Annotated in this window: 5 protein-coding genes and 2 rRNA genes (1 of these 7 only partly in view); 2 read left to right on the plus strand and 5 right to left on the minus strand. The window is 33.4% G+C overall.

The window, feature by feature from the left end; genetic code table 11:
* Positions 1 to 139: 139 nt before the first annotated feature.
* Positions 140 to 607, minus strand: a complete 468-nt coding sequence (locus tag WAF17_RS03015) for a hypothetical protein (RefSeq protein ID WP_338766093.1) — start codon at positions 605 to 607, stop codon at positions 140 to 142.
* Positions 608 to 739: 132 nt separating this feature from the next.
* The gene (locus WAF17_RS03020) at positions 740 to 2,527 is read right to left on the minus strand and encodes a hypothetical protein (RefSeq protein ID WP_338766095.1); all 1,788 of its coding nucleotides are present in this window, start codon (positions 2,525 to 2,527) and stop codon (positions 740 to 742) included.
* 176 nt (positions 2,528 to 2,703) lie between these two features.
* Between WAF17_RS03020 and WAF17_RS03025 the strand changes: the two genes are divergently transcribed.
* Positions 2,704 to 3,915 carry a hypothetical protein gene (locus WAF17_RS03025; RefSeq protein WP_338766097.1) on the plus strand — a complete coding sequence of 404 codons (1,212 nt, stop codon included), beginning with the start codon at positions 2,704 to 2,706 and terminating at the stop codon, positions 3,913 to 3,915.
* 71 nt (positions 3,916 to 3,986) lie between these two features.
* Positions 3,987 to 5,573 (plus strand): DUF4132 domain-containing protein, encoded by a 1,587-nt coding sequence (locus WAF17_RS03030; protein ID WP_338766099.1) that lies wholly within the window; start codon positions 3,987 to 3,989, stop codon positions 5,571 to 5,573.
* Positions 5,574 to 5,576: 3 nt separating this feature from the next.
* On the opposite strand, the gene WAF17_RS03035 is transcribed toward WAF17_RS03030, so the two are convergent.
* From WAF17_RS03035 to WAF17_RS03045, 3 genes are all read right to left on the minus strand, one after another.
* A complete protein-coding gene (locus WAF17_RS03035) occupies positions 5,577 to 6,278 on the minus strand; it encodes a ComF family protein (RefSeq protein WP_338766100.1) in 702 nt (233 codons plus the stop codon).
* A gap of 155 nt (positions 6,279 to 6,433) precedes the next feature.
* A 5S ribosomal RNA gene (rrf, locus tag WAF17_RS03040) occupies positions 6,434 to 6,544 on the minus strand.
* 125 nt (positions 6,545 to 6,669) lie between these two features.
* Positions 6,670 to 7,985, minus strand: a 23S ribosomal RNA gene (locus WAF17_RS03045); it runs 1,570 nt beyond the window's last position.

A 7,985-nucleotide genomic window follows, 5' to 3' on the forward strand; every position in this document is an offset into this window, starting at 1 on the left:
AGAAACTGTATTGTTTAGTGAAGTTTAACAGAAAGCTGTCTTTGTTTTTTTTGGCTATGAATCAAAATTATTCTACACAAACAAAAAATCACTTCCTTGATAAAAGAAGTGATTCAGATATATAAATTCTACAAACTATCTAGTTATTAATAATCTCAACAGACATAATTTTAATAGGTTTGCTCTCTCCTGGATAGGCTTGACAAATAACAGCATCATCATAACGACTATCTTTTGATGCATATTGATAACTAATTTTCAAACTCATTTTATCTTCTATTTCCATTTTCTCAATATCTGCTTTTGTGTATTCATCTAAAGAATAAGGCTGTAAATAAATATTTGAACCATCATTAAGCCAAAGATTCTCCCATACTCCATAACCACAAACTACTTCTTCTACTGTTACATTAGCTGAAAATACAGTTTGACATTCTATTACCTCACAAGTAGGTAGTTCTTCACAACAATCTTCACCTTCACATTGAAAAGCAGAAAAAGCAAGTAAAATTCCTAGCGCAAAGACATAAAAAGGAAAGTTAATGGAAAATGCACTTTTGGCAGAACCGATTATTTCTTGTTTTGAGTTTAAATTAAATTTTGACATAATTATAGAAAATTAGAGTAAGAGTTAATTGTGTTTTGTTAAATGAAAATATTTTTTTGTTGGGTTTCTTATTCTCTATACGCAACTTCTCTACAATTTGTGGCAATGATTTACTACTTTTTTTGAAAAATTCTATTCCAAAAAAACACCATCAACAAGCCATTTATTTCCTACATAAATTTGTTTACACAAAAAATACGCATAATGTACTCGTTTTGGAATTCTTTTTTTCTCTTCAAAATTTTGATGAATGAACTGCTTTTGATAATCTGAAAGTGTAATTTTTGGACTTTTTTTAAGAACTTTCAAAACATCTTGAATCTTGAATTTGGCTATTAATTTATTAATCTCAATTCTAGACTTTTCGGCAGGAACATACAAAGAAACATAAGCCGATTGATAATAATAACGATTTTGTTTTACGTCATAAATAACTTCATTTTCAATCTCTAAAAGTGAAATATCAGACATCACAAAGAATTTATTAGAAGGATTTGTATAAAGATTATTCACTTCCAAAAGTTCTCTTGCTTGTTCATTCCTATATTTTTCCAATTCGGCTACTTGCTCTAAAGAAATTCCTATCTTCACTTGTTCTTCACTAATATTCAATATTTCAGCAGTTGATTTTTCTTTTTTTCCTTTTAGTAAATTTGATTTAATTTCTTTAAAGTCAATTTCTTTCTCATAAAAACTCCCTTTTTCTGCATTATAACTTGCTTCGTATGCTTGTAATTTTCCATTTTCAGCAGCTTGTAAAAGTAACTTAGAAATTTCTTTCTCATCTTGAAATAATGACTTATTTACATTTTCATTAAGGTAAATTTCTGTTCGAACGTAATAAGCCAACTTATCTAAATAGCGATTACTGTTTGCATTGATAGAATTATCCTTATAAAAAGGCTCGTCTTTCAAATCATCATTTTGCCAAACTATACTCTTAGCCTCAAAATATTGATTTCGTAACGCTTTTGTATAAGTAGTTATTTTCCTATTTGCAGAATTTGAGTTTTCAGTAGTAAAAAAAGGCTTTATATCCTCCACTAAAAAAGCTGCAACAGGTTTCAAATAATCACTTTTCGTATTCCAAACCGTAATCCATTTTGATATAAAAAAATCATGTGAATCTTTTGTAGGTATTCTATCATCAATATTTTGAATTCTGACTTCTCCAATAGGCGCATCTGTAAGTGAGTTCCAACGATTCAAAAACTGTTCAGCACTCATTTTTTGAGGTTTTTTTAATTGTTTTTTTTGCCCTTTTTGCTTCTTTTTATATTCAAACTCTTCTAAATCGTAAGGCGTAATTTTTCCACTTTTGACAAGCTGCGCTAATTTCTGACTGATTTTGGCTTGTTGGCTTTCATCTGCCAAAAATAGATTTTCGAAAAAGTTACTGTTTTCTATATTTTCATCATCACTTTCATCATTTGGAATAGGAATCCAAACACTACGATGGTCGTTATCTAAAAACTGTTTTGCATCTTCATAACGAAAAGAAACCACAGGTTGAGGTTTTGCATCTGAAAAATATTCTCCAGCGACAAACAAATGCAGATATTGAATATGAATTGTTTTATTAGAATTATTTATGCTTTCGACATAGTCAATTCCCAAAACACTAAGCTGGTCAGTAGAAAGTGTTTGAAATTTATCCATATAATCTTTTTCCAAACGCTCTACTTTTACCGTTTTGTCTTCTTTATAATCTACTTTATAAATTGGCAACTCTCCATTTTTAGCACCTTCAAAAAGGAGTTTTGTAATCTGTTTATTAGATTGAAAAAAACCTTTATTTGCTTTGTCTTTCAAATTTATTAATTTAAAAAATCGTTTATTCTCTTCATTTTTAGTTTGTGCCATTGTTTCGAAACTAAATAATAAAGCAAATAAAAATATAAAATAGAATAATGATTTCATAGAATGGTTTTAGAATTTTATAATGAAAAGAAACTTCTTTTTATGTAATGGTGTATGATGAAAATATAATTTTATACAATAACGAAGATAGTAATTAAATAGAGCATTTTTATCAAAAATAAAAATTGTAAATTTGTTCTTTCAGATTCAAAATTTGATAAAAAATAATTTGTACGATGAATTTTATAGAAGTAAAGACAAAAGAAGATAAAAAAGAATTTAATAATTTTGCAGCTCGTCTCTATAAAGATAATCCATATTGGATTCGTCCTTTAAATAAAGATATAGAAATTGTATTTGATGAGACACAAAACCCACTTTTTAATCATAGGGAAAATTATAATGGAAAAGAAATAAGAGCAGAAGCAATTCGTTGGCTTTTGCAAGATAATAAGGGCGAAACAGTAGGACGAATTGCAGCTTTTATCAATCCAAAAACAGTTTTTAAAGATAATAAACAGCCAACAGGAGGAGCAGGTTTTTTTGAGTGCATCAATGATGAAAAGGTAGCTTTTGCTTTATTTGATAAGGCTAAAAAATGGCTTTCAGAACGTGGAATGGAAGCTATGGATGCACCTATCAATTTTGGGGAACGCAATCAATGGTGGGGGGTTTTGATTGATGGATTTGACAAACCTCCCAATTATCAAATGGGTTATCACTTCGAATATTACAAAGATTTTTTTGAAAAATGGGGCTTTCAAGAGTATTTTCAGCAATTTACGTATGGACGTAAAATGTATGACGTTTCAGATAGATTGAAAAAGATTGCAGACCGAGTAATGGCACGAGAAGGTTATTCTTTTGCTCATATTAATAAGGCAACCATTGATAAACACGCAGAAGATTTTAGAGAGGTTTATAATGCAAGTTGGGGAAATCATGAGGGTGTTGCCAAACTCACGGTAGAAGATTCAAAGGCTCTTTTAAAACAAATGAAACCTATTTTGGAAGAAAATCTAGTTTGGTTTGCTTATTTTGAAGGAAAAGCAATCGGCTTTTATGTAATGCTGCCCGAACTCAATCAGCTTTTCAAACACTTAAACGGTAAATTTGGGCTATGGCAAAAGTTACAGTTTATGTGGCACAAGATGCAAAAGAAAAACAAAACTGTTTTTGGAGTAATATTTGGCGTTGCACCTGAGTTTCAGCGAAAAGGTGTTGAGTTAGGAATGGTTGTCGCCTATCAAGAAGAAAGAAAGAAATATCTGAATAAAATACCTCCTTATCAATATAATTATATAGAATTTAATTGGATTGGAGATTTTAATACAGGAATGGTTAAGCTTTGTGAGAGTTTGGAGGCTGAAAAAGTAAAGCGACACGCTACTTATCGTTATCTTTTTGATAGAACACAACCCTTTGAAAGAATGAAAGAAATTAAATAAACGTAGCTTACTCTTTAGAGTGAGAAAATGTACCGAATGCTTTAGCTTTCGTCTAAAAATTTATAAAATTGATGTTAAATAAAGAAGACGTTTGGGGAAATAGTGTAACCGAATTTTTCGATTATGCAGACGAAAAAGAACAATTACTTTGGTCGTATTTGTTCGAAAAAATAATTGAGTTTACACCACGCAGCTATAAAAAGCAGATTTTACCAATTATAGAAAAGATAGGGGAAAAACCATTTCGCAAAACACTTCATAACTGGTTAGAACTCGTCATTCTGACAAAACCTAAAACAGCTTTTTATGAAGATGAATCTGGATTGGAACACGAGCGAAATTATATATTAGAATACCCAAACGAAACTACTTTTGCTCGTCTTATCCGTGCCTTACCTTTTGCAGCAGACCAAAACTCTATTGATTTACTTTCTGAACTTGCTGTTGAAGCAGGAAAAAACAGAACAACTAAAACTGATAAAATCACAGGAATTGCTTCTTATAAACTTTCCGAACAAGCCATTTATGCTTTAGCTGATATAGAAATGGGTACTAAAAAAATTAGCTCTATTTCAGCACTTCTTTCTGTACAAATTCAATTACAGTCGCTTTCTTTGAAGAAATTAATAGAAAAAAAACTCACTCAAATTGCAAAAAAACAGAATCTAGAAGTTATTGAGCTTTTAGAAAATCATTTGCCCAATTATGGATTAGAAAATGGCTTTTTGGAAGGCGAAATTCAGTCAAAAGTAAATACTGAAAAAATCTATGCGTATCATATACAAGTGATAGAAAATAAAGTAAAACTAACTTGGTTTGATGCCAATGGAAAACAATTAAAAACTGTTCCTGCAGCTCTCAAAAAAGAATTTCCTCATAAAATAAAAAAGCTAAAAAATACAGCCAACGAAGCACAGAAAACACTCACACTACAAAGAGAGCGTTTAGAAAAAACATATTTGACACAAAAAACATTTACCTATTCACATTGGAAAAATGCTTATGCCAATCACGGACTTTTGGGAGTGGTAGTAGAAAATTTGATTTGGCAGGTAGGAATAAATACAGAAAATAGTAAAGAATGGAAAACAGTTTGGTCTTCTTTTGGGCGTTTTGTAGATGCTGAAAAAAATCCTGTTGAAGTGGATGATGACACTCTGATTCGCCTTCTACATCCTGTTTCATTAAGTGAAGAAGAACTGGAATATTGGCAAAATTTTATAAAACAAAAAGATGTCAAACAACCTTTTCAGCAGGTTTTTAGAGCTGTTTTTGAAAGAATAGAAAACCAAGAAATAGAAGAGAGTAATCGTTTCGAAGGAATTATTTTGAGTCAGAAAAAACTTCGCATGTTTGCCAAGATACAAGGCTGGAGTTACAAATGGCTTACATATCCAAAAATGAATCGTAGTTTTGTTACTTATCAACTTGATTATAAATTAACTAGTTTAGAAATAGAAAAACCTCAAAAACCAATAAAACTAGAAGTAGAGTTTTGGGTAGAAGCTCTGCCAAGTCAGCCACAAAATGTAAAAACAAGCATTATTCGTCTGCACAAAAAAGCACAGCTACTTTCTTTTCAGATTTTAGATAAAATTACTTTTTCAGAGATTTTTAGACTTATTGAAAAAATTATCAGTTTTTCTCAAGTAAAATAGTTTTTAATGTTGTGTTGCTGCAATAGTAGCAATACTAACTGTTTTTGCATCACTTTCTAAAAGAAGATTTGCACAAGCTTCCAAAGTAGCTCCCGTAGTAATTACATCATCTACTAATAAAATACTTTTACCTCTAATTTCTTCTGGATTTGAAACTGTAAAGCCTTTTTTCATATTATTAAATCTTTCTTCTCTTGATTTTTTTGTCTGTGATTTTGTGTTAGTTATTTTTTTTAATCCATGTTCTAAGTGAGGAATTTCCCAAACCTCTGCTAATCCTTTTCCAAAACAAGCACTTTGATTATACCCTCTCTTCCTAAGTTTTTTTGGGTGTAAGGGAACTGGGATAATAATATCAAAGTTTTTATAAAAATCATTTTCCAAAAGCTCTTGTCCATACCAATTTCCTATAAGCTTTCCTACTTCTGGCGCATCTTTATATTTGAGGTAATGCAACATACTTTGTACATTATTTTGTTTTTTAAAAAACACGTATGAAATAGCGTAATCTATTTTTGTTCTTCCCCAAAATTTTTGAGCTAAAACATTTTCTTTGTCTAGATGGAAATTTGTTCTAGGGAAATTTATCCTACATATAGAACAAATTGTTTCTTCTCCTTGCTCTATCACACCACCACATGCCAAGCAATTATAAGGAAAGAGAACATAAAGAAAAGCTGACATGTAGTCTCTAAAAGTTGCCATAAAAATAAAATTTTAACAATACTACCTAGTTATCATCTCACATAGATTCAAAACCCAAAAAAAGCCTTCATAACTAATGTTACAAAGGCTTTATTTTATTTTTGTTTCCAACACAAATACATTCACTTTATTAATCCTGTATCTGTCCATATAATGACGGGCGATGACCTACTCTCCCACGAATAGCGCAGTACCATCGGCGCAATAGGGCTTAACGGCTCTGTTCGGAATGGAAAGACGTGTACCCCTATGCTATAATCACCCTTTATCTTAAGTAAAGATTTACTCTTGTAAATCTTTAGCAATTTCTTAAAAAGTTCTTTAACAAAATAAGATGTATAGTACATTCTAAAAACTATGATTCTCTGTTTGCATATCAGAAAACCTACACTAACAAAAGACTACTGAAAAATTAGTATTGCTCAGCTCCACTTATTTCTAAGCGTCCACCTGCAACCTATCTACGTCATCATCTTTAACGTTTCTTAAGGGAAATCTCATCTTGAAGTCAGTTTCGCACTTAGATGCTTTCAGTGCTTATCTGTTCCAAACGTAGCTACTCAGCAATGCAGTTAGCACCACAACTGATACACTAGAGGTTTGTCCAACTCGGTCCTCTCGTACTAAAGTCAGATCTTCGCAAATTTCCTACGCCCACAGCAGATAGAGACCGAACTGTCTCACGACGTTCTGAACCCAGCTCGCGTGCCACTTTAATGGGCGAACAGCCCAACCCTTGGGACCTTCTCCAGCCCCAGGATGTGACGAGCCGACATCGAGGTGCCAAACCTCCCCGTCGATATGAGCTCTTGGGGGAGATCAGCCTGTTATCCCCGGAGTACCTTTTATCCTTTGAGCGACGGCCTTTCCACACAGAACCGCCGGATCACTATGCCCTACTTTCGTACCTGCTCGACCTGTTTGTCTTGCAGTCAAGCTTCCTTATGCCATTACACGCTACATACGATTACCAACCGTATTGAGGAAACCTTGGGAAGCCTCCGTTACACTTTCGGAGGCGACCACCCCAGTCAAACTACCCACCACGCACCGTCCCTTTTGCAAGGTTAGATGACAAATACAGAAAGGGTGGTATTTCAACAATGACTCCATCACGCCTAGCGACGCAACTTCAAAGTCTCCCACCTATCCTACACATTCTGTATTCAACAACTATGCGAAGCTATAGTAAAGGTTCACGGGGTCTTTTCGTCCCGCTGCGGGTAATCGGCATCTTCACCGATACTTCAATTTCACCGGAATCATGGTTGAGACAGTGTCCAAGTCGTTACACCATTCGTGCAGGTCGGAACTTACCCGACAAGGAATTTCGCTACCTTAGGACCGTTATAGTTACGGCCGCCGTTTACTTGGGCTTCGATTCAAACCTTTGGGTTACCCCTAAGCTCCCCTCTTAACCTTCAAGCACCGGGCAGGTGTCAGGCATTATACTTCATCTTACGATTTCGCAATGCCCTGTGTTTTTGTTAAACAGTCGCTTGGACCTTTTTATTGCAGCCGCTTATATCGCTATAAGACGGCACCCCTTCTCCCGAAGTTACAGGGTAAATTTGCCTAGTTCCTTAACCATGAATCTTCCGAGCGCCTCAGGATTCTCTCCTTGACTACCTGTGTCGGTTTGCGGTACGGGCTACTTAAATTAACGCTAACGAGGATTTTCTTGGAAGCTGTTATGTAGATTATCAA

The sequence above is a fragment of the Bernardetia sp. ABR2-2B genome (assembly GCF_037126435.1).
In the GTDB taxonomy this organism is placed as follows: Bacteria; Bacteroidota; Bacteroidia; order Cytophagales; family Bernardetiaceae; genus Bernardetia.